Source organism: Nocardia canadensis (assembly GCF_032656385.1).
Lineage (GTDB): Bacteria > Actinomycetota > Actinomycetes > Mycobacteriales > Mycobacteriaceae > Nocardia > Nocardia canadensis.
Window position 1 is genome coordinate 581,945 of record NZ_JAVCWB010000002.1, and the last position, 17,519, is coordinate 599,463.

Genomic DNA, 17,519 nt, shown 5'->3' on the forward strand with positions numbered 1-17,519 from the left:
GTACTTCTGGGGAGGATGCATGCTCGGCGTGACCCGCGATGGTGATGTGATCACCATCGAAATGCAGCGCGAGGAACGGCGCAACGCACTCAGCGAAGAGCTGGTCGGACTGCTGCGCGAAGCGATGCTCGACGCGGTGGCACAGGGCGCCCGGGTCATCGTGCTGACCGGCCGCGGCCCGATCTTCAGCGCGGGCGCCGACCTGTCGGGCGTCTACTCCGAGTCTTTCCTCGGCGGCCTGCTCGACATGCTGCACACCATCGAATCCCTCCCGGTGCCGGTGATCTCGGCGATCAACGGCGGCGCGCTCGGCGCGGGCGTGCAGCTGGCCATCGCGTCGGACCTGCGGGTGATCGAGCCGGACGCGTTCATCGCGGTGCCCGCCGCCAAGCTGGGCATCTCGGTCGATCGCTGGACGGTCTCGCGGCTGGTCTCGCTGATCGGCGGCGGTCCGGCGCGCACCATCCTGCTCGCGGCCGACCCGGTCTCGGCCGCCGACGCCTACACCTTCGGCTTCGCCAACAAGCTCGGCACCCTCGCCGACGCGCAGGACTGGGCGAAGTCCATCGCCGCGCTCGCACCACTGTCGCTGCAGGCGATGAAACTGCTGCTCAACGACGACGGCACCCGCGATCCGGCCAGCGCGCAGCAGCGGGCCGCCCTGGAAGCCGCCTGGACCAGCGACGATGCCAAGGAGGGCCGATTGGCTCGGCAGGAGAAGCGCCCGGCGAAGTTCGTGGGCCGCTGATGCGGCTCGCACGCGTTGCGGGGTCGGTGGCGAGCACGCTCGGGCTCGCCTGGGTAGCGCGTGCGGTGTGGGGACTGCCCACCGCCCTCGGCGCGGGCCCCGCGGACATCGCACCGAGCGCACTGGGCAAGTCGTCGTATCGCGACGGCCGGTTCCACAACACCGAGCCGAGCAGCATGATGGCCGCCGGCGCGGCGCCGTCGCTGCTGTGGTCGGGCCTGACCAAGAGCCGGGTCGGCAGGCCGTCGCGTCCGGTCCCGCTCGAGACGCCTGCCCCGCCCGCCGAGGCCGCCCCGCTGGCGGTGACCTGGTACGGGCACGCGAGCGCGCTGATCGAACTCGACGGCTACCGCGTGCTGGCCGACCCGGTGTGGAGTGAGCGGGTCTCGCCGTCGCCGGTGATCGGCCCGGCCCGGCTGCATCCGGTCCCCGGTGAGTTGTCGGAGCTGCCCGCCGTCGACGCGGTGATCATCTCCCACGATCACTACGACCATCTGGACAAGGCCACCGTCGACGCCCTGGTCCACGAGCAGCTCGCGCCGTTCGTCGTGCCCACCGGTATCGGCGCGCACCTGCGTCACTGGGGCGTGCCCGAGTACCGGATCATCGAACTCGACTGGGGCGGCTCGGTCTCGCTCGGCCGCGACGACAACGACCGCGGCCTCACCGTCACCTGCGCCGAGGCCAGGCACTTCTCCGGCCGCGGGCTGGTCCGCAACACCACGCTGTGGGCGTCCTGGGCGCTGGCCGGACCCACCAAGCGGGTCTATTTCGGCGGCGACACCGGCTACACGAAGGCCTTCGCGCAGGCGGGCGCGGTCCTCGGCCCGTTCGATCTGACGCTGCTGCCGATCGGTGCCTACGACGAGCGCTGGACCGACGTGCACATGAATCCCGAGGAAGCGGTGCGCGCGCACGCCGACCTGTGCCTGGGCGACCCCGGCTACGGGCTGCTGGTCCCGATCCACTGGGCCACCTTCAACCTCGCCTTCCACGGATGGTCCGAGCCGGTGCACCGGCTGGTGTCCGCGGCGGCCGAAGCGGGTACCGCCACGGTGGTGCCCAAGCCGGGCCAGCGGGTGGTTCCGAATGACCTCCCACCGCGGGTTTCGTGGTGGGAGGATGTGGAGTGACAGCTTCTTACGGGAAAGGAACATCGGCAGATGAGTCTCGTGGATACCTTGAAGGGCTTGCTCGGTAAGGGCAAGGAAGCGGCCGCACAGAACGCCGACAAGATCAACGATGCGGTCGACAAGGCCGGCACCTTCATCGACGACAAGACCGGCGGCAAGTACAGCGACAAGATCGAGAAGGGCAAGGACGCGGCGAAGAAGGTCGTTCCGCCGCAGGCAGGCCCCGGCAGCACCGCAGGCGGCCCCGCCCCGACCGATCCGGGACCGCAGGCCTGATTCGGTGCGCGGGGGCCGCAGACTATCGGTCCCCGCCGCCGAACCGCGTCGATGGTCCGCCGGGAGTTCCGGGGTCCGCCGGGTGAGCCGGCGATCGAGGTTGAGCTCAGCAACCTCGACAAAGTGCTGTACCCGGCGACCGGCACGACCAAAGGCGAGGTGATCGCCTACTATTCGGCGATCGCGGAGGCGATGCTGCCCCATGTCGCGGGGCGGCCGGTCACCCGCAAGCGGTGGCCCAACGGGGTGGATCATCCCGATTTCTTCGAGAAGAATCTGCCCGAGCACGCGCCGGCGTGGATTCAGCGCCGGGCGATCGAGCATTCCAGCCGGACGGTGACCTACCCGCTGATCGACTCCGAAGCGGGGATGGCCTGGCTCGGCCAGCAGGCGGCCCTGGAAGTCCATGTGCCGCAGTGGCGTTTCGACGGCGACCAGCGCGGCCCCGCGACCAGGATCGTGTTCGACCTCGATCCTGGTCCCGGTGCGGGGCTGGCCGAATGCGCGCTGGTCGCGCTGGCGGTGCGCGACATGGTCGCCGATATCGGGATGCGGGCGTTCCCGGTGACCAGCGGCAGCAAGGGAATTCACGTCTACGTGCCGCTGGACCGGCCGGTGAGTTCGCGGGGCGCCTCCACCGTCGCCAAGCAGGTCGCCGCCAATCTCGAACAGCTGCACCCGGATCTGGTCACCGCGACGATGGCGAAGTCGGCTCGCCCTGGCAAGGTCTTCCTGGACTGGAGCCAGAACAACGCCGCCAAGACCACCATCGCCCCGTACTCGCTGCGCGGTCGCGCCGAGCCCAACGCCGCCGCGCCGCGGAGCTGGGCCGAGATCGAGGACGCGAAGTCCCTGCGCCAGTTGCGCTTCGACGAGGTCCTCGTGCGCTGGCAGGCCGAGGGCGACCTGCTGACCGATCTCGACCCGCCGCTGCCCAGCCGACCCGACGCGCTCACCCGATACCGCAGCATGCGCGACCCCGAGCGCACCCCCGAGCCGGTGCCCGCCGCGGCGCCGGAGCCGGGCCCCGGCGATCGCTTCGTCGTCCAGGAACACCACGCGCGTCGGCTGCACTACGACGTCCGGCTCGAACGTGACGGCGTGCTCGCGTCGTGGGCGGTGCCCAAGGGCCCGCCGACCGAACCGAAACACAATCGGCTCGCCGTGCGCACCGAGGACCATCCGCTCGAATACCTGCATTTCCACGGCACCATCCCCAGGGGCGAGTACGGCGCGGGCGAGATGACCATCTGGGACTCCGGCACCTACCGCACCGAGAAGTGGCGCGACGACGAAGTGATCGTGGAACTCGTCGGTGACCGCCTGCGGGGCCGCTACGCCTTCATCCGCACCAACGGCGACCAGTGGCTGATGCACTTCATGCGCGACCAGACCCCGCGAGTCCCGGTGGACGACAGCGCGACCGGTGACCTCCCGCGCGGTCTGTCGCCGATGCTCGCCACCGCGGGCGAGGTGGAGGCGCTGAACGCGGGGGACTGGGCCTTCGAGACCAAGTGGGACGGCTTCCGGGTGATCGTCGAGATCGACGACGGCACGGTCACCGTCCGCAGCCGCGCGGGCAACACCGTCACCGCCCGCTACCCCCGGTTCGCCGCGCTCGGCGGCGAGCTGGCCGGGCACCGGGTGGTCCTCGACGGTGAGGCCGTGGTCCTCGACGCGAAGGGGCTGTCGGATATCTCCGCACTGCAAGCGGATTCGGCGCTGGCGGTGTTCGTCGCCTTCGATGTGCTCTTTCTCGACGGCACCTCGTTGCTGCGCAAGAAGTACAGCGATCGGCGCGCCGTGCTCGAGGCGCTGGGCAGACTGGCGCCGTCGATGAATGTCTCCGCGCTGCTGGCGGGCTCGGGGGCCGAAACGATGCGGGCCAGCCGGGAACAGGGGCAGGAGGGGGTGGTCGCCAAGCGGGTCGACTCGATGTATCAGCCGGGTAAGCGCACCCAGACCTGGCTCAAGCAACGCAATTGGCGCAGCAGGGAAGTCGTCGTCGGCGGCTGGCGGCGCAGCGACAAACGTGAGTTCAAATCACTGCTGCTCGGGATCCCGCACGAGAAGGGGCTGGTGTACATCGGTCGCGTCGGCACCGGCTTCGGCGTCGAGCAGTCCCGGCGCATCGCGGGGGAACTGCGGCGGCTGCACCGCGCGAGCTCGCCGTTCGTCAACGAGATGACCGCCGAGGAATGCCACGACGCCGAGTGGGTCACGCCCGAGCTCACCGGCACCGTCCGTTTCCAGTCCTGGACCGACACCGGCAGGCTGTGGCATCCGATCTGGGACGGGGTGACGAGTTCACCGAGCTGACCTGCCGCGAAAGCTGTGGTGTTGCTAGGGTGATCGCGTTGGACCGGTTCGAATCAGCGAGGAGTGCACGGTGGATTTCAAGAACCTGGCGGGCAAGGCGATGGATCTGGCTGCCCAGCATGCGGACAAGGTCGACGGGGTCATCGAGAAGGCCGGTGACGTGGTCGACGAGAAGACCGGCGGGAAGTTCTCCGGCCAGGTCGATTCCGCCCAGGAAGCGGCCAAGAACGCCATCCGGGACTGAATTCTCGGCGGCCGGCGCGGCGGGTTTTCGGTGTCGTCGGCGGCTGGCGCCGCGGGTTTCGGCCTCGTGACCTCGGCTCCGGGGGGCGATACTTCGCCTTCGGCGCTACGTATCGCCCCTCGGAGCCGAGGCGGCCGAAACCGTGGTGGTTCGGTGTGTGCTGTCGGGTTGCCGGTCAGGGGGTTGCGGTCATCAGGCCGGTGATGGTCGCGACGTCGGTGACCAGCGCGTTTCCCTGGAAGGTGAACTCGTCGTAGGCCCTGTCCATGGCTTCCTTGTCGCGGCCGCCGCAGGCGTCGCCGATGACCACCGGGATGAAGCCGAGGTCGGTGGAATGCGCGACGGTGGGCGCGATTCCGATCTCGAGCGCGACGCCGGCGATGGCGTAGGCGCCGATCTTCAGATCGCGCAGGAGCGCGGCCAGCGGGGTGCCCTCGAAGGCCGACATCGTCATCTTGTCCAGGACCAGCTCGTCCTCGCGGGGCACCAGTTCCGGCACCAGTTCGAAGCCGGGGGTGTCGCGCTGGAGGATGAACTGCACGTCATCGATGGATTCCGCGTGCTGCCAGCCCATCAGCAGGCGCATCGCGTAGACGCCGGAGAGGCGGCGCGGCGGGAAGAAGTGCCGCAGGAAGATCACCGGATAGCCCGCGCTGCGGGCGGCTTCGACCACGCGTACCACCCGGTCGACGACTTCCTGGCCGTCGGGCAGCTGGCCGAGCACGCCGACCTGCATGTCGTAGACGATCAGCGCCATCCGGTCGGGCGCGCACAGATCGCCGAGGGTGTCGGGAATGTCGAGTCCGTTGCCTTGTCGCACCGACGCCAGTGTAGGCGTCGGTGCGACCGGCAATACGGCTGTTGCGCAGACTATTTGGTCTGCTGAGCCCACTGCGTGGTACCCGGCGGCGCCAGCAGCGTGTTGATCAGATCGAAGCCCGCGATGGCCAGCGTGGGTCCGCCGACGACGAGGGTGCCGATGATGCCGCCGATGGTCGCGCCGGTGACGAAGCCGGGGATCGCGCCGATGCCACCCGCCGCCGCACCGACCACCAGGCCGATGACCGCGCCGATGGCCATGCCGACGAAACTGCCGATGGCGGTGGCCAAGCCGAAGGTGGAGGCGAAGTTCGCCTGTGCCGCGTAGTTCTCGGCGGGCGAGGCGACCGGGGTCAGGTTGGGCTTGGCCGCCGCGACGTCCTTGACGGCGGTCAGCTCGAGTACCCGGTTGTCCTCGCGGAGGGCGTGCGGCAGCGGGTATTCCAGGCTGCCGTCACGGACCGAGAGCGGCAGCGAGACCAGGGTCGCGCCCGCTTCGTCGCGGACGTGGACGGTGCCGCCGTCGATGGCGAAGGTGCCGTGGGTGAGGGTGGTGACGACCTTGTTGCCGACCAGGTCGGTGCGGTACTCGACGTCCGGGGTAACCGGATCCGCCCCTGCCACGCCGGTGCCGACGAGCGCTACCGCGAGGACCGGAATGGCCGCGGCGGCGAGCTTGCGGATGATCATGTGAACGTTCCCATCTGGTTCATCAGGTGACGTGCCCAAACGAAATGCGCCGAGATCATGGCTCCCCCGAGAAAGCTAGAGACGGCGCGAATAGCGGTCCAGCTCGATGTCGAGATGAACCATAGCCTGCCCGAGGGTAGCTGGACAGTGAATTCAGGTTTTAAACCTCAAACCTTTCATAGTTATTCGCTATCGCGAACCGTGCTCGGCCCCTACCCGATGATGTTGATCGCGCGCGCGACGATCGTGGTGCCGATGACCACGGAAATGGCGGATTGCGCCATCATCAGCACCTTGCACCAGCGGGAGAGCGGGAGCACGTCGGCCGGTGCGAACGAGGCCGCGTTGGTGAAGGCCAGGTAGAGGTAGTCGAGGTATTCCGGCCGCCAGTCCGTGCCCGCGAGCCGCGCGTCCTGCATCTGCGGAAACAAGAAGTCGGGTAGAGGTTCGCGGCCGTTGGCGCGCGCGGCGGGACCGCCCCGGTCGAACTCCCAGTAGAGCAGAGAGAAGGCGATGATGTTGGTCGCCCAGATCATCGCCCCGCTACCGAGCAGCGTCCCGGCCCCGCGTTCGTCCGCGCCGGTGACGATGGTCTGTACCAGGCGCAGCGCCGACACCGTGGTCGCGAAGCTGATCAGGCCGGACAGCAGCAGGCTGAGCCTGCGGATCCAGGGTTCCTCACGGTCCATCCGGCTCGGGTTGGCGATCAACAGCACCGCCATCACACCCAGTTCGAGCATCGGCAGCAACCACACCGGCGTGGGCAGGAGCTCGTTCGGGAGCAGCGCCTGGACCACCACGATCGTCAGGATCGCCGCGGTGGCGGCCAAGCGCGATTCGCCTTCGGTGGGCTCTCGCCAGGCGGGTACCGCGTGCTCGCTGTCGGTCACGTCAGCCAGTATCGCCCGCCCGGCATCCCGCCCGGCGGAGGATGCCCGGCGGGGGATTCAGAGGGCGATGCTCAGGGCGATCGCGCCCACACAGACCGCGACGACGACGCCGAGCGCGACCGCGTCGCGGCGAGTCGGGGCGCTGGGGTGCGCGGTGAGCATGCCGGTGCCGCCGCGCGCGGTGATCGCCTCGCCGAGTTCGCCCGCGCGACGGGTGGATACGGCCATGCACGCGGTGAGGATGTCGATGAGCGGGTTGGCGTCGGCGGCGCGGTGCAGCAGGTTCTCCTTCGGGCGCAGTTTGCGCGCCGCGCGCAGCACCCGGATCTCGTCGAGCAGCAGCGGCAGCCCGCGCAGCGTCAGCGCGACGACCACCGCCCACTCGTCCACCGGCATCCGCAACTTGCGCAGCGGCGCACCGAGTTTCGCCAGCGCGGGCGCCACCTCGCCCATAGGGGTGGTGTACGCGATCAGGAACGACGCGGCCACCAGCACCATGCCGAAGACGAAGACCTGCGCGTACCCGAGCACCGCCTTCATCCCGATCGGGGCATTGATCAAACCGCCGAGCAGCACCAATCCCCAGAACCACCAGGGCAATCGGGGCAGCGCGCCCAGCGGCAGCCGGGCCACCACCCAGATCAGCACGAGGAACGCGATGATCACGCCGAGCACCGGCCAGGTCGGCAGGAACATCAGCAGCAGGCTGATCAGGAAGGCGGCGATCATCTTGGTGCCTGCCCACAACCGGTGCACGACACTGTCGACGGGGACCTCGCGCAGCAGCACGGTGCTCATCGGACGACTCCGCTTCCCGGTTCGTTGTGCGGTGGATTGTCCAGTCGCCAGACGGTTTCCGGGCGTCCCGGCAGCAGCGGCGCGGGCTGCGCGCCGACCGGTCGTCGCGCGCCCGCGGTCTCGACCACCACGCCCGCGTCCAGGTGGACGGTCCGGTCGCACACCGCGGTCACATCGGCCACGTCGTGCGAGATGACGATCAGGGTCTGCCCCGCGTCACGCAGCCGGGCGAGCAGTTCCACGATCTCGGCGCGGCCCTGCGGGTCGAGTCCGGCCAGCGGCTCGTCCAGCACCACCACCTGGGGATGGCTGGCGACCATGGCCGCGAGCACCACCCGCTTGGCCTGCCCGCCGCTGAGCTCCTCGACCGAGCGGGCGGCGAGGCGGCGGTCCAGGCCCACGGCGTCCAGCGCCCGGCCGACCGCGCCGGAGCCAGTCGCCCGGCCGCCCCAGTCGGCGATCTCCGCGCCGACGGTCTGCTTCTGCAGTTGCAGCCGGGAGTGCTGGAAGGCCAGCGCGACCCGGCCGATCTGCTGGTCGACCGGATCGCCACGCAACTCGCAACGGCCCGAGCTCGGCGCGATGAGGCCGGCGATGATCCAGGCCAGCGTCGACTTGCCGGACCCGTTGCCGCCGACGATCAGCAGTGCCTCGCCCTGCCGCACCGACAGGTCGACGCCGTGCAGCGCGGGGGCCTCCCACGGGGTGCCGCGGTTGTAGGTGTGGCGCACGTCGGTCAGTTCGAGGATGGTCGCGCCCATCGGGCCGCGGCGCTGATCGCGGGCGGGCTGCGGCCAGCGGGCGAGGTGGTCGACCATGCGCCCGTCGGCCAGGTGGATCACCCGGTCGGCGGCGCTCGCGTCGGCCTCGTGGTGGGTCACCAGGACGACGGCGGTGCCGTGCCTGCGCGGCAGCTCGGCCAGCAGCGCGACCAGGTCGCGGCGGCCGTCGGGGTCGATCATCGAGGTCGCCTCGTCGGCGATGAGCAGCGCGGGGCGCCGGGCGAGGGCGGCGGCGACCGCGAGGCGCTGCTGCTGGCCGCCCGAGAGCGTCGCGGTCTCGCGCCTGCCCATGCCGGACAGGCCGACCTCGGCCAGCAGTGCGTCGACGTCGACCTCGGCGGCCAGCTCGGCCGACAGGCCCCACACGACATCGTCGGCCACCGAGACGCCGAGGGTCTGGCTCTCCGGCCGTTGCAGCACCAGCGCGGTGCCGCCCAGCTCGCCCAGTCCGGCCGAACCCGGCCTGCTGACCGCGCCCGTCGTCGGCGGCCTGCCCGCGAGCACGCGGGTGAGCGTCGACTTGCCCGAGCCGTTGTGGCCGACGACGGCGACGAACTCGGCCGCGTGGATGGTCAGATCGATGCCGGACAGCGCGTCGGCGGTGGCGCCGGGGTAGCGGTAGCCCGCGCCGTGCAGGGTGACCGGCAGTGGCCCGACCGGCCGATCGTCGTCGGGTGCGTCGAGGCGGTCGCTGCCGGGCAGCCAGGCCAGCCGGTCCAGCACCGAGCCCAGCACGAACCACGACACGATCGCGCTCAACAGCACGCCGAGGAAGACCGAACCGCCGAGGTAGAGCCACCAGTTGCGCAGCAGCGCGTCGGTGAGATCGGCGGTGGCGCGGCCCAGCGGCTCCAGCGCCGCCTGCCGGGCGGCCAGGTTCTGGATGCCCTCCGCGGTACTGCGGAGGGCATCGAAGAACAGCTGCCTGGTGCGCGAGAACAGCAGCAGGCTACCCACCGAGAACAGTCCCCAGCCCACCCCGGCGACCGCCGCGAGCGCCACCACCGTGGGCAGCCCGCCACCGCGCCGCTTCACGATGCCGATGATGCCCGCGAGCGTCGCGGCGCCGAACACCCCGAGCGCGGGCATGATCCCCGCGGCGACGAAGGTGACCAGGCCCGCCGCGACGCTGGCGGTGACCAGCGCGCGCAGGCGGTAGCGGTGGGCCAGCAGACCCAGGGGAACCGCGGCGACCAGTTGCAGGGCCGCCGCCATGGGAACCAGGGAACCCACGGTGATCAGGCCGACGGTCAGGCCGGCCATCACGGCACCGGTGGCCAGTTCGATGGGGCGCAGGGGTCCGCGGGGAAGATCCGCGGGCGTGTCTCTCACGTGTCCCAGTCTGCCAGGGGTGTATGTGGCCGGTCTGTGACCTCGTGTAGCGGTTGTGTGAGGAAACCGGGGAGATCCCGAGCTCAGGCCGGTGGTTCGGCCAGCCAGCCACCCATCGCGACGGTACGGAAATGGGTTGTGAGGGTATTGGTCTCGTCGATGACATGCAGCGCGATCGCCGGATCGGGGGCGTAGTCCATCACCTTGTGCGGCAGCGTCACCTCCCAGGCGCCGCCCAGTACGGAGGCCGTACTCGGGCAGGTCACCATGGGTTTTCCGGCGAATGTGGTCGCGATGGGGGAGTGCGCGTGGCCGGTCAGCACGCCGATGATGCGTGGATCACCGGCGACGACGGCGGCGAGGCGGTCCGGCTCGGCCAGCGCGATCACGTCGACGACCGGGCTGGCGACGGGTTTCGGCGGATGATGCAGGGCCACCAGGATGGGGCCGTCGGCCGGGGCGGCGGCCAGGGTCGCGCGCAGCCAGTCGAGGGTCTCCTCGCTCAGCAGGCCGCCCGCTTCGCCGGGGACGCTGGAGTCGAGCAGGATCGTGGTGAGTGGTCCGACGCGGTGGACGCTGTTGATCGGAGCGGACGAGGGGGCTTCGCCCAGCAGTTCGGTGCGGAAGGCGACGCGGTCGTCGTGGTTGCCCGGCAGCAGATAGACGGGGACGTCGGCGCGCAGGGCCAGGCGGGCTTCGGCGTACTGCTCCGGCTTGCCGGAGTCGGTGATGTCGCCGGTCACGAGGATGACGTCGGGCCTGCGGGGGAGGTCGGCCAGATAGGCCATCACCCGCTCCACGCGCTCGGTGTTGCGCGGGGTGAGGTCGAAGTGGGTATCGCTGAGCTGAGCCGCCAGGATCATCGGCAGTCGCTTTCTTCTCTGGGATCGCTCCGTTGCGTCAGAGTGTGCCGGTATGAGTCCTCGGCACCTCTCAAGGCTAGATGACCTGGGCTTATCCGTCTTCATGAGGCGTGCCACGACCGATAACCTCATCGGCGGTCTGTGTCATCGATCACGCGTCGGAGTTCGGCGTTCCGCTGCGTTCGGACAGCGTTTGTAGTACCCGCAGGAAGGTGCGCCGATCCTCGGCGGGGAGGTCGGCGAGCAGTCGCTGTTCCTGTGCCTGGATGTCGTGCTGGGCGCGGTCGCGCAGGCTCGCTCCGGCGGGGGTCAGCTGGACCAAATTGACGCGTCGGTCGGCCGGATCGGGTTCGCGCCGGATCAGGCCGCGGCGCTGTAGATCGTCGAGGACGGGGATGATCCTGGTCTTGTCCGCGCGGACCGCCTTGGCCAGCGCGGCCTGGGTGTGGACGGGCTGTTCGCCCAGTCCGAGCAGTACCGCGTAGGCCCACATGGTGAGGCCGTGCCGGTCGAGGACGGGTCGTTCCGCCTCCGTCAGCGCACGGCCGAGCGGCACGAGCATGGCCGCGAGGTCGGGTCGGGTCGCTTTCGGCATGGTCGAAATCTACCGGGGAGATCCCCTTGGCAGATGATAAGCATAAGCATACGATCGGCGCATGCATACTATTTCGGAGGATCGACTGCTGCTCGCCCGGCATCAGCGCGCCGTCCGGTTGAGCGTCGAGGCGGTCGAGGCGGCTGCCGATGCCGCGCTGACCGTCGAGACACCCTGTGCCGGGTGGGATCTGCGCGCGCTGCTGGAACACATGGGCACCCAGAACCGGGGCTTCGCCGCCGCGGCGCGCGGCGCGGACGACCCCGCGGTGTGGGAGGTCCGGCGCGCCGCCGACCCGGTCGACGCCTACCTGCGCTCGGCCGGCGAGGTCGTCACCGCCTTCGCCGAGCCCGGTGCGCCGGCCCGCACCCTCGCCCTGCCGGAGATTCCACCCGGCCGCTTCCCCGCCCCGACGGCACTCGGTTTCCATCTTGTCGACAGCGTCGTGCACGCGTGGGATGTCGCCCGATCCGTCGGCCGCACGGTCGATCTCGACCCCGACCTGGCCGCGACCGCACTGCGCGTGGCGATGGCCGTGCCCATCGGGAAGTCGCGGGAGCGTCCGGGCGCGGCCTTCGCTCCGGCGCTCGACGTGGCAGACGACGCGGCCACGCTCGACCGCATTCTGCGCGTCCTCGGCCGCTCGCCGGATTGGCGGCCGTCCCACCGTCCCGGCTGATCTCGAGGCGTGCTCCGAGACCGACGGTCGGGTGGCAGCGCGCGACCCGAATGGCCGACCATAGAGGGATGACGCTCAGTACCGACCAGGCCGAGGTGTTCGAGGCCGCCCGTGGCCGTCTGGAGGCGATCGCCTACCGCCTGCTCGGCTCGGCCGGCGACGCCGAGGACGCGGTGCAGGACACCTATCTGCGCTGGCACGCGGCCGATCGGGACCGGATCGAGACGCCGGTCGCGTGGCTGACGAAGGTGCTCACCAATATCTGCCTCAACCAGCTCACCTCGGCCAGGGCCCGGCGGGAAACCTATGTGGGCCAGTGGCTTCCGGAACCGGTCTTGGCCGGTGACCGCATGCTCGGTCCGGCCGACACCGTCGAGCAGCGCGAATCCGTCTCGCTGGCGATGCTCGCGGTGATGGAGCGGCTCTCGCCCAACGAGCGCGTGGTGTACGTGTTGCGCGAGGCGTTCGGGTATCAGCATCGCGAGATCGCCGAGATGCTCGAGATCGGCGAATCGAACTGTCAGCAGATCTACCGGCGGGCCAAGCAGCATGTCGGCGGGCGGTCCCGGGTCACGATCGACGCGGCCGCGGCGGAGCGGATCGTCGAGGAGTTCCTCGCGGCGGTGCTCAGCGGTGACACCGACCCGCTGGTGCGGCTGCTCGTCGACGACGCGGTCGGCATCGCCGACGGCGGTGGCCGGATCCCCGCTCGCAAGTCCCCGGTCCTCGGCGCGCTCGGCATCGCGCGCTACCTCAGCCAGGTGTTCCGCCCGACGCAGGCCAAACGCGCCTACGTCGGTGGCTCTCCGGTGTTCTACGCCTGCGTGGTCAACGGTGGTCCCGGTGCGCTGGCGATGGTCGGCGACGAGGTGATCGCCGTCGTCGGCCTCGACGTCACGACCGATGGCATCGCCGGCGTCCAGATCCAGGTCAACCCGGAGAAACTGGCCCGGGTCGGCAGGCAGTGGGCGGCCGAGGGGCCGCACACCCCGCTCGATCTCGTGTGGTGACTCAGATCACACCGTAAGGCTGTCAGGGTTCGCGGGGCTGTCCGGTTCAGGAGGGGAGTCCATCCCGATAGGAGCGAGCCATGAAGCACCGCATTGTCGTCCTCGGCGCCGGGTACGCCGGAGCCATCGCCGCCGGACGTCTGGCGAAGCGGCTGCATCGCGACGACGTCGCGATCACCGTCGTCAACGCCGACGCCGATTTCGTCGAGCGGGTGCGGATGCACCAGCTCGCGACCGGGCAGGAGCTGCGCGAGCGCCCGCTGGGTGAGGTGTACGCGGGCACCGGTGTGCGGGTCGTGGTCGACCGGGTCACCGCGGTCGATGTCGAGCGCAAGCGAGTCGACCTCGCCGACGGCGATCCCCTCGACTACGACACCCTCGTCTACGCGCTGGGCAGTACCGGCGCCGATCAGGGCGTCCCCGGCGTCGCCGAGCACGCGCACAGCCTCGCCGGAAAGCAGTCCGCGCTGCGGCTGCGGGCCCGGCTGGCCGAGCTGCCCGCGGGCGCGCCGGTGGTGGTCGTCGGCGGTGGCCTGACCGGCATCGAAGCCGCGACCGAGATCGCCGAGGCCTGCCCGGATCTCGCCGTGTCGATCGCCGCGCGCGCCGGGGTCGGCGACTGGCTGAGCGACAAGGCCCAGCGGCACCTGCGCACGGTGTTCGACCGGCTCGGCATCACGGTGCACGCGCACGCCGACGTCACCCGCGTCACCGCGACCGCCGTGGTCGCGGGCGCCACGGAGATCCCGGCGGCGGTGACCGTGTGGACCGCGGGTTTCGCGGTGCACCCCATCGCCGCGGCCACCACGCTGACGGTCTCCGACACCGGCCGCGTCGTCGTCGACGCCACCATGCGCTCGGTCTCGCACCCCGACGTGTACGCCGTGGGCGACGCCGCGCTCGCGGACGGACCCGCCGGTGTGCCGCTGCGGATGGCGTGCGCCACCGGCAGCCCGATGGCCTGGCGGGCCGGTGACGCCATCGCCGCCCGCCTCACCGGTCGACCGGTCCCCGACGAGCAGATCGGCTATGCCACCCAGTGCATCAGCCTGGGCCGCCGCGACGGCATCCTCCAGAAGGTGACCTTCGACGATCAGCCCACCTCGACCGTGCTGACCGGCCGCCTGGGCGCCCGCGTCAAGGAGTTCATCTGCGCGGGCGCCGCCTGGAGCGTCGGCCACCCGACCTTGATGATGCCGAGCCGTCGGCGACGGATCGTCACGACCGCTGTCGAGGCCGACCAGCTCGTCGCTCCGTGCGGCGGCGACGTCGGTGACCCGGCCGCTCGCCTCGGTACTCGGCCCGCGGCCGGTTGATCGGACGACCGCGTCCGGTCCGGCTTCCCGCCGCGACCGGACGGCCCGGCTGGCTCGGACTCCCGCCGGCTCAGCCGACCAGGTCGGCCAGCCGCTCGGACGCGGTGCGCAGCAACCGCTCCGCCGCGTCCGGGTCGGCGGCCAGCGGTGTCCAGAAGTCGGGGCCGGGGGTCGCTTGCAGGTCGAGCACCGGTGGGGTGAGCCAGTCGGCGTCGAGGCCGAGTCGCCAGGAGTGCAGGTGGGTGCGCGGGAAGACGGCGGTGCGGTCGAAGAGCGGGTCGCCCAGGATCGGGTGGCCGATCCAGGCCAGCTGCACCCGGATCTGGTGGCGGCGGCCGGTGACCGGCGCGACGGCGAGCAGTGTGTGTTCGCCGTGCCGGGCGACCGTGGCGAACCTGGTGCGCGAGGGATAGTTCTTCGTGGGCAGCAGGTCGGCGTCGTCGACGGACCACCGCTCGCCGACGCGGCGGATCGCCTCGCGTGGGGCGGCGATCCGCACCCGGTTCTTGCGCCCGACGCTCAGTGGCAAATCGAGTTCGCCGCGCTCGGGCAGATCGGTGCCGGAGACGATCGCCAGGTACGCCTTGCGTGCGGTCTGCTTGGTGAACTGCCTGGTCAGTTGACCGTGCGCGGCCAGATCGATGGCCAGCAGGACCAGTCCCGAGGTGACCTTGTCGATCCGGTGCACCGGGTACAGCTGCGTGCCCGCCGCCTGCGCCAGCTCGACCAGGTCGGTGTCGTGGCGCTCCCCGGTCACCGAGATCCCGGCCGGCTTGTTCAGCGCGAGCACCGCGTCGTCGGCGAACACGGTGTACTGCTCGCGCACGCTCTGCCAGTCCATCTCCACGTCGACACCCTAGAGAATGGTGTGCGGCCCGGCGGTCAGGAGGCCGGGCGCAGTCGGTGCGGGCGCAGCCGGTTGAAGCCGCGCACCCGCACGCTGCGCAGATGTCGGATGGCGAAGTCGCGGTGGCCCGCGAGCGCCTCGGCGGCGGCGTCGTCGATCAGGATGTTGCCCGGCCTGGCGACACCGGTGAGCCGCGCGGCGATATTGACCACCGAGCCGTACAGGTCGCCGAAGCGCTGCAACACCTCGCCGTAGGCGAAGGCGACCCGCAGTTCCGGTGTGCCGCCGACCAGCATCGTCGATTCCTGGATGGCGAGCGAGATCCGGGCCGCGTCCTCGGCGGTCTCGGCGGCGAACATCACCTCGTCGCCGACGTTCTTGATCACCCAGCCGCCGTTGTCGGTGATCGCGGAGGTGGTGGTCGACTCGAAAGCCTCCAGCAGCGTGGACAATTCGTCGGGGTGCAGGTGCCGGGTGAGCCGGGTGAAGCCGACCATGTCGGCGAAGCCGACGGCCAGCGTCCGCGTCGAGTCCTCCCCGGTGGTGGCGTCCGCCGACCGCGCGACCGCGGCCGCCAGATGCCTGCGCCACACATAGGACTGCAACTGCTCGATGCTCGCCATGGTGGATTCGGTTGCGGCCCTGACCCGTTCGTCGAGCGGCAGCGCCGGATCGGCCGCCGCGGCGCGCGCCTTGATCTCGGCCAGTACCAGGTCGGCCTGCCATTCGGCCAGGCGCGCCATGCCCTGGCCGATGGTGCGCGCGGCCGCGGCTTGCTGCCGGATATCGGAGGCGGCGACGACGTTCATGCTGCGGAAGTTGGTGACCGAGGTGATGTCGATCTGGGTGTAGTCGACCTGGTCGTCGTCGGTGGCCGGGAAGCCGAGCGCCGTCCACAATCGCCGCGACTCCGCCTCCGGCACACCGGACTGTTCGGCGACCTGCGTGCGTGTGTAGCGCCGCGGTCCGCCGAGGAGCGCTTCCTCCACATTGCGCTGCACCAGCTCGGTCAATTCGGCATCCGACATGAGCGAAACTCTACGACGCGCGCTCCGACCGCAGGTCAGGCCGACGTGACCTTGGCGATCTTCACAAATCCCCGCGCGCCGCACCTGGCCCGTCCAGGCCGCGGTGACACCTGGCACACCGCGCCCGTCGCCCCGGCGCTGAGCTGGAGGTTTACCTGGAGGTGCGCAACTGACGGCAAAAGTGCGTACTTGTCGGCCCGCGCGGCGCGCGCCGACACTCGGGATCACCGCGGTGCTCACCCCGAGTCCCGCGCTGTGGATCGGAGTCGCAGATGACCTCAGCGGACAAGCCGCCGGTGACCGTGCTCGGCATCGGCTCGATGGGCGGCGCGCTCGCCGCCGCCTTCCTCGCCGCCGGTTACCCGACGCACGTGTGGAATCGCAGCCCCGACCGCGCGACCGCCCTGGTCGCCGCGGGCGCGACCGCCCACCGCGACATCGCCGACGCGATCGCGGCGGGCCGAGTGGTCATCGCCTGCCTGACGAGTTTCGCCGCCACCCACGAGAGCATGGCGACGGCCGCCGGGACGATCGCGGGCCGTGACGTCATCACGCTCAACAGCGGGACACCGGCTCAGGCACGGGAATTCGCGCGGTGGGCGCACGCTGCGGGCGCCCGGTTCCTCGGCGGCGCGATCAAGAATGTGCCCGCGGCGGTCGGCCTGCGCGACACCCTGCTGTACTTCGGCGGCGACCGCGCGGTCTTCGACACCCATGCCGACACCCTGCGCGTGCTCGGCGGCGAGCTCGACTTCCTCGGCGCCGAACCGGATCTCGCCGCGCTCTACGAATACGCGGTCGGCGCCACCCTGCTGCCCGCGCTGCTCGGCTTCGTCGAGGGCGCCGCGGTGCTGGCCTCGCGGGGGCTGCCCGCGCGCACGATGGTGCCCTACTCGGGGAAGTGGCTGCGGATGATCGAGTCGCTGCTGCCGATCCTGGCCGGGGAGATCGACGACAAGGACTACACGCGGCTCGGCTCGAGCGTCGCGTTGTTCCACACCGTCGTCGAGGACGACCCGCGGCTGGCGGCCGAGACCGGCGTCGACCTGTCCTGGCACGCGACCATGCACGAACTGCTGCGCCGCGCCGTCGACGAGGGCCTCGGCGACCAGAGCATCACCGCTGTCTACGAACTGCTCGCCGCCTGATC

Annotated in this window: 18 protein-coding genes; 9 read left to right on the plus strand and 9 right to left on the minus strand. The window is 70.7% G+C overall.

Annotation, left to right across the window (positions count from 1 at the left end; all coding sequences use genetic code 11):
• Positions 1-19 precede the first annotated feature (19 nt).
• From Q7X29_RS06020 to Q7X29_RS06040, 5 genes are all read left to right on the plus strand, one after another.
• On the plus strand, positions 20-748 hold the full coding sequence (locus Q7X29_RS06020; protein WP_218720793.1) for an enoyl-CoA hydratase: 729 nt from the start codon (positions 20-22) through the stop codon (positions 746-748).
• On the plus strand, positions 748-1,881 hold the full coding sequence (locus Q7X29_RS06025) for an MBL fold metallo-hydrolase (RefSeq protein WP_218720792.1): 1,134 nt from the start codon (positions 748-750) through the stop codon (positions 1,879-1,881). The genes Q7X29_RS06020 and Q7X29_RS06025 overlap by 1 nt, the downstream gene beginning before the upstream one ends.
• A 30-nt stretch (positions 1,882-1,911) precedes the next feature.
• A complete protein-coding gene (locus tag Q7X29_RS06030) occupies positions 1,912-2,157 on the plus strand; it encodes an antitoxin (RefSeq protein ID WP_218720791.1) in 246 nt (81 codons plus the stop codon).
• A gap of 51 nt (positions 2,158-2,208) precedes the next feature.
• Positions 2,209-4,476, plus strand: a complete 2,268-nt coding sequence (locus tag Q7X29_RS06035; protein ID WP_316573482.1) for an ATP-dependent DNA ligase — start codon at positions 2,209-2,211, stop codon at positions 4,474-4,476.
• Between the two features lie 70 nt (positions 4,477-4,546).
• Positions 4,547-4,720: an antitoxin gene (locus tag Q7X29_RS06040; RefSeq protein WP_218720789.1), complete on the plus strand. Its 174-nt coding sequence runs from the start codon at positions 4,547-4,549 to the stop codon at positions 4,718-4,720.
• Positions 4,721-4,895: 175 nt separating this feature from the next.
• On the opposite strand, the gene Q7X29_RS06045 is transcribed toward Q7X29_RS06040, so the two are convergent.
• The 7 genes from Q7X29_RS06045 to Q7X29_RS06075 form a co-directional block, all read right to left on the minus strand.
• Complete coding sequence (locus Q7X29_RS06045) at positions 4,896-5,540, minus strand: isochorismatase family cysteine hydrolase (protein WP_218720788.1); 645 nt, start codon at positions 5,538-5,540, stop codon at positions 4,896-4,898.
• Positions 5,541-5,590: 50 nt separating this feature from the next.
• The gene (locus tag Q7X29_RS06050) at positions 5,591-6,229 is read right to left on the minus strand and encodes an ammonium transporter (RefSeq protein ID WP_218720787.1); all 639 of its coding nucleotides are present in this window, start codon (positions 6,227-6,229) and stop codon (positions 5,591-5,593) included.
• A gap of 212 nt (positions 6,230-6,441) precedes the next feature.
• Positions 6,442-7,119: a DUF1345 domain-containing protein gene (locus Q7X29_RS06055; RefSeq protein WP_218720786.1), complete on the minus strand. Its 678-nt coding sequence runs from the start codon at positions 7,117-7,119 to the stop codon at positions 6,442-6,444.
• A gap of 57 nt (positions 7,120-7,176) precedes the next feature.
• Entirely contained in the window at positions 7,177-7,917 is a 741-nt protein-coding gene (locus tag Q7X29_RS06060) for a CbiQ family ECF transporter T component (RefSeq protein ID WP_218720785.1), read from the minus strand.
• Complete coding sequence (locus Q7X29_RS06065) at positions 7,914-10,031, minus strand: ABC transporter ATP-binding protein (RefSeq protein WP_308248614.1); 2,118 nt, start codon at positions 10,029-10,031, stop codon at positions 7,914-7,916. The genes Q7X29_RS06060 and Q7X29_RS06065 overlap by 4 nt, the downstream gene beginning before the upstream one ends.
• A gap of 83 nt (positions 10,032-10,114) precedes the next feature.
• Positions 10,115-10,894 carry a metallophosphoesterase gene (locus Q7X29_RS06070; protein ID WP_316573483.1) on the minus strand — a complete coding sequence of 260 codons (780 nt, stop codon included), beginning with the start codon at positions 10,892-10,894 and terminating at the stop codon, positions 10,115-10,117.
• 151 nt (positions 10,895-11,045) lie between these two features.
• Positions 11,046-11,489 (minus strand): MarR family winged helix-turn-helix transcriptional regulator, encoded by a 444-nt coding sequence (locus Q7X29_RS06075; RefSeq protein ID WP_218720783.1) that lies wholly within the window; start codon positions 11,487-11,489, stop codon positions 11,046-11,048.
• A 61-nt stretch (positions 11,490-11,550) separates the two neighbouring features.
• Between Q7X29_RS06075 and Q7X29_RS06080 the strand changes: the two genes are divergently transcribed.
• The 3 genes from Q7X29_RS06080 (at position 11,551) to Q7X29_RS06090 (ending at position 14,494) form a co-directional block, all read left to right on the plus strand.
• Entirely contained in the window at positions 11,551-12,168 is a 618-nt protein-coding gene (locus tag Q7X29_RS06080) for a TIGR03086 family metal-binding protein (protein WP_316573484.1), read from the plus strand.
• Between the two features lie 68 nt (positions 12,169-12,236).
• Positions 12,237-13,178 (plus strand): RNA polymerase sigma factor SigJ, encoded by a 942-nt coding sequence (sigJ, locus tag Q7X29_RS06085; RefSeq protein WP_255588416.1) that lies wholly within the window; start codon positions 12,237-12,239, stop codon positions 13,176-13,178.
• Between the two features lie 80 nt (positions 13,179-13,258).
• Positions 13,259-14,494, plus strand: a complete 1,236-nt coding sequence (locus Q7X29_RS06090) for an NAD(P)/FAD-dependent oxidoreductase (protein ID WP_316573485.1) — start codon at positions 13,259-13,261, stop codon at positions 14,492-14,494.
• A 70-nt stretch (positions 14,495-14,564) separates the two neighbouring features.
• Here Q7X29_RS06090 and Q7X29_RS06095 read toward each other — a convergent pair whose 3' ends face one another.
• Together Q7X29_RS06095 and Q7X29_RS06100 are read right to left on the minus strand one after the other, a co-directional pair.
• Positions 14,565-15,335 carry an RluA family pseudouridine synthase gene (locus Q7X29_RS06095; protein ID WP_255588415.1) on the minus strand — a complete coding sequence of 257 codons (771 nt, stop codon included), beginning with the start codon at positions 15,333-15,335 and terminating at the stop codon, positions 14,565-14,567.
• Positions 15,336-15,376: 41 nt separating this feature from the next.
• Positions 15,377-16,369 (minus strand): adenylate/guanylate cyclase domain-containing protein, encoded by a 993-nt coding sequence (locus tag Q7X29_RS06100; RefSeq protein ID WP_218720778.1) that lies wholly within the window; start codon positions 16,367-16,369, stop codon positions 15,377-15,379.
• A 272-nt stretch (positions 16,370-16,641) separates the two neighbouring features.
• On the opposite strand from Q7X29_RS06100, the gene Q7X29_RS06105 reads away from it, so the two are divergent.
• Complete coding sequence (locus Q7X29_RS06105) at positions 16,642-17,517, plus strand: NAD(P)-dependent oxidoreductase (RefSeq protein ID WP_316573486.1); 876 nt, start codon at positions 16,642-16,644, stop codon at positions 17,515-17,517.
• Positions 17,518-17,519: the final 2 nt, after the last annotated feature.

Excerpts from the sequence above, each read along its gene's own strand:
- Q7X29_RS06100 (WP_218720778.1), bottom strand. The coding sequence starts at position 16,369 with ATGTCGGATGCCGAATTGACCGAGCTGGTGCAGCGCAATGTGGAGGAA.
- Q7X29_RS06050 (WP_218720787.1), bottom strand. The coding sequence starts at position 6,229 with ATGATCATCCGCAAGCTCGCCGCCGCGGCCATTCCGGTCCTCGCGGTA.
- sigJ (WP_255588416.1), top strand. The coding sequence starts at position 12,237 with ATGACGCTCAGTACCGACCAGGCCGAGGTGTTCGAGGCCGCCCGTGGC.
- Q7X29_RS06105 (WP_316573486.1), top strand. The coding sequence starts at position 16,642 with ATGACCTCAGCGGACAAGCCGCCGGTGACCGTGCTCGGCATCGGCTCG.
- Q7X29_RS06030 (WP_218720791.1), top strand. The coding sequence starts at position 1,912 with ATGAGTCTCGTGGATACCTTGAAGGGCTTGCTCGGTAAGGGCAAGGAA.
- Q7X29_RS06075 (WP_218720783.1), bottom strand. The coding sequence starts at position 11,489 with ATGCCGAAAGCGACCCGACCCGACCTCGCGGCCATGCTCGTGCCGCTC.
- Q7X29_RS06025 (WP_218720792.1), top strand. The coding sequence starts at position 748 with ATGCGGCTCGCACGCGTTGCGGGGTCGGTGGCGAGCACGCTCGGGCTC.
- Q7X29_RS06080 (WP_316573484.1), top strand. The coding sequence starts at position 11,551 with ATGCATACTATTTCGGAGGATCGACTGCTGCTCGCCCGGCATCAGCGC.
- Q7X29_RS06090 (WP_316573485.1), top strand. The coding sequence starts at position 13,259 with ATGAAGCACCGCATTGTCGTCCTCGGCGCCGGGTACGCCGGAGCCATC.
- Q7X29_RS06060 (WP_218720785.1), bottom strand. The coding sequence starts at position 7,917 with ATGAGCACCGTGCTGCTGCGCGAGGTCCCCGTCGACAGTGTCGTGCAC.
- Q7X29_RS06095 (WP_255588415.1), bottom strand. The coding sequence starts at position 15,335 with ATGGACTGGCAGAGCGTGCGCGAGCAGTACACCGTGTTCGCCGACGAC.
- Q7X29_RS06070 (WP_316573483.1), bottom strand. The coding sequence starts at position 10,894 with ATGATCCTGGCGGCTCAGCTCAGCGATACCCACTTCGACCTCACCCCG.
- Q7X29_RS06020 (WP_218720793.1), top strand. The coding sequence starts at position 20 with ATGCTCGGCGTGACCCGCGATGGTGATGTGATCACCATCGAAATGCAG.
- Q7X29_RS06035 (WP_316573482.1), top strand. The coding sequence starts at position 2,209 with ATGGTCCGCCGGGAGTTCCGGGGTCCGCCGGGTGAGCCGGCGATCGAG.